Origin of the sequence: Marinoscillum sp. MHG1-6 (genome assembly GCF_024714475.1) — a bacterium.
Taxonomy (GTDB): domain Bacteria; phylum Bacteroidota; class Bacteroidia; order Cytophagales; family Cyclobacteriaceae; genus JAMZMI01.
On the sequence record NZ_JAMZMI010000020.1, the window covers coordinates 1 to 2,887 of the forward strand.

At 36.3% G+C, this 2,887-nt stretch carries 3 protein-coding genes; all 3 read right to left on the bottom strand.

Annotation, left to right across the window (positions count from 1 at the left end; all coding sequences use genetic code 11):
* Positions 1–122 precede the first annotated feature (122 nt).
* The 3 genes from NXR94_RS17065 to NXR94_RS17075 all read right to left on the bottom strand — a co-directional run bounded on the left by NXR94_RS17065 (position 123) and on the right by NXR94_RS17075 (position 2,713).
* Complete coding sequence (locus tag NXR94_RS17065) at positions 123–614, bottom strand: hypothetical protein (RefSeq protein ID WP_258105890.1); 492 nt, start codon at positions 612–614, stop codon at positions 123–125.
* Positions 615–821: 207 nt separating this feature from the next.
* Positions 822–1,751, bottom strand: a complete 930-nt coding sequence (locus tag NXR94_RS17070; RefSeq protein WP_258105892.1) for a hypothetical protein — start codon at positions 1,749–1,751, stop codon at positions 822–824.
* A gap of 176 nt (positions 1,752–1,927) precedes the next feature.
* Entirely contained in the window at positions 1,928–2,713 is a 786-nt protein-coding gene (locus NXR94_RS17075) for a DUF6567 family protein (RefSeq protein ID WP_258105893.1), read from the bottom strand.
* Between the last annotated feature and the right edge of the window lie 174 nt (positions 2,714–2,887).

Below are 2,887 nucleotides of genomic sequence, written 5' to 3' on the forward strand. Positions count from 1 at the left end.
CTGAGCAAACTTTCTCCCGTTCAGTATCTGAAATACCAAACTAAGAATGAAAACTACCAGAATGAATTTTGTAAATATTTAGAGAATTAGTCTATTTGATCCCAGTCCTAATAATGGGGAGGTTACATTATGTACCAACTTTCATCGAATTTTGAATTAAATAAATCGCGATCTACTTCGGTAAAAATATTAGGAAATCTGTAAGTCCAAAGATTATATGATTCGTAATTTATTGTATCGGAGGAAGGTAATTTCAAGGAATGAAAATACTCAAATGATTTAGACTGTCTTAAGGAGTCTCTGGTAGAGTCAAGACTGTCTCTCATATTTTTTACTTTTTTCTTCAACTGTTTTGCACTATCTAAATAAATAGAACTCTCATACTTATCAATAAATTGAAACGCTAATCTTTCAAACTCACTAAAACGACCTTCAGTCCACAAGTGGAAAATTTCATTGTATTCCGCTTCACCCTCCGTAGTTTTTTGAGGTTTCTTTGATACAACTTTTTTCTTTTTGCTCTCAGTGGTATTAATAGCTGTCTCAGTCTTTTTTTCTTTCTGACCACAAGAAAAGGTGAGAAGCAAAAGGATAAAAATTAGATTAAATTTCATGGGATTCCATCATTACCGCTAACGCCACTGTATGAATCGTGGCTGATAACGAGCTATGATGAGTGGGGATTAGAAAGCACTAACCTTTCTTCTCGCACATAGCCACGCCTTGATTTAAATTTAAAACTTGTGGCGGACTTTCCAATCCCCACCACACTATCCTCACTGATGAAACCCCATTCATTCATAGCATATGTTAGAGTCTTTTTAGCCATTTAAACAAGATTCACACATTTCAAATTCTTCTGTCTGTCCATCTTTGATGCACAAGTTGTAACAAGTTGAGCATTGAACAATTTCGTCCCTGTCCCACTTTTCAAGACAAGTAAAGCAAACAAAGCCTTTCTCATTTTCGAAGAGAGTTGAATCTCCACAGTTGAAGCATGGTTCTAAAGGATATCTGTCACCATCTTTCTTATGGGCATAGAGATCATTATACATGAATGTTCGAACATAATTATTGGCAAATTCTTCTGCTTCATTTTCTGTTCCACAAAAAAGACATTGTATCTGCTCATCAAGTACAACCGAAGTTTGTAGGCATCTTGGACACTTTAGGATTTCATGTTCTTTTGATGCCTCTTCAATGTCTTTCTTAATTTGAGAATTCCTTAAGCTGACAAAGTGTTCAAAATCAGAAGAAATTGTTCGTATTGATTGTAGCATTTCTTGTGATCGAGTTGAAATTGTCTCTTCAGAAATATGATGTTTAATGAAAGAGATAACTGTAGACAATGCTCTCGCGGTTATACTCTTAATCGCTTCAGGGTTCCCGAGAAAATGAAAGTGCTCAATTCTGTTTCTTTGCTGTCTCAGAGTTCGTAAGTTCTGACTTTGTTTTTCGGATAGTTCAATACCGCAGACATTGTTAAGTCTGAGTAAAATGGTCTCAAAGTTGACGCTTAAGAAATCTCCAGTCAGTAAGTCTTTCTTGTTGGCCTTACTTACGTTTTCGAATATTAAAGACCAATGTTCACTTTTGAGTTTTTCTTTAAGCACAAGTTCTGTCCCAGCAGAAAGGTGTAGAATTCCATATTTCAAATCGGAAGGTGATTCTGGATTCGTCAGGTATCTTAAAGATGAAAGAATGAAATCAAGCCCATTCTCAAGTATATCAAATTCTATTTCTTTCGTCATACCGAAAAATTGACTCTAACGGCCAGCTATGATGAGTGGGGATTAGAAAGCACTAACCTTTCCTCCCGCACATAGCCACACCTTGATTTAAATTTAAAACTTGTGGCGGACTTTTTAACCCCCACGAGACTGTCCTGATCGATAAAACCCATTCATTCATAGCATATGTTAGCAGCCTACTTTATTATGTCTTTTTCTGAGATATATAGTCCAATACCTTCTCCGTTCCCTTTTTCCATTTTGATGAGATAAGAAGTTCCAGATGTTTCTATAAGTTCTCCTTCATATTCCTCCTCTTTGTATCTAAACCTGACAAGTTTTCCTTTTGGATTTTGTGGTGTATAAAGTTTTTCGGGTTGAGAGATATTAATTGGTGTTTGGATTTTTGGGTTCTGTGATTCTAGTGAGGGTGGGATAGCTTTCGTAATTCTAAGATTGTTATTCTTATCTATGTATTTGATAATATAATTCTCATTTTGATAGTCAAGAATAGTAGCTGAAAATCTAGTATTCAGATTCTTTGAGTAAAATACCTCTTCACCGATTTCCAATTGGCCGCTTTTTTTGGGGTTAATGAATCTATTTCTATTATCGTTGGTCTCAGTAGAACTGGCAGAATCCGTAGAGAAATCAATGATCTCAGCAGATACGGTAACCTTTGTAGTTAGAATGGGAAAAAAGAAAGTTCGTTTAAAATCAACTGTAGTTTGTCCAATTACTTGGGTTGGTCTGAGTTTATAGTTCAAGTAGAGATTTCTTTTGGCTTCAAGAACTAACGCATCTTTTTTGTTACCGCCAATTCCCAGAAATTTAGTTGTCTTTGCAGTTCCGTATGCAAAATCTATGCTAGCAAACTGGTCACTGGTTACCGTCCCCGTTCCTCCACCAATTGTTCCAATATGATAGGAACATGATGATAGAAGTACAAAAAAAGGAAATCCTAAAAATTTGAGTTTTTTCATTGATTTAAATTTCTCGGGTGATTCGCAAAATCTATGCCTCCGTGGCTGCTAACGCCTAGGCATGGTGTGTGGCCATCCTTGAGCAATGAAAATCCAAGATAGCGAAATCTGCCGTGAGGTGCAATGAAGCAAAAATCTACTGCGAGAAGAAGAAGGAAAATGCCTGACTGCCCC

What these genes read in the sequence shown, in the direction of transcription:
- NXR94_RS17065 (WP_258105890.1), bottom strand. Translation starts at nt 614, where the DNA reads ATGAAATTTAATCTAATTTTTATCCTTTTGCTTCTCACCTTTTCTTGT.
- NXR94_RS17075 (WP_258105893.1), bottom strand. Translation starts at nt 2,713, where the DNA reads ATGAAAAAACTCAAATTTTTAGGATTTCCTTTTTTTGTACTTCTATCA.
- NXR94_RS17070 (WP_258105892.1), bottom strand. Translation starts at nt 1,751, where the DNA reads ATGACGAAAGAAATAGAATTTGATATACTTGAGAATGGGCTTGATTTC.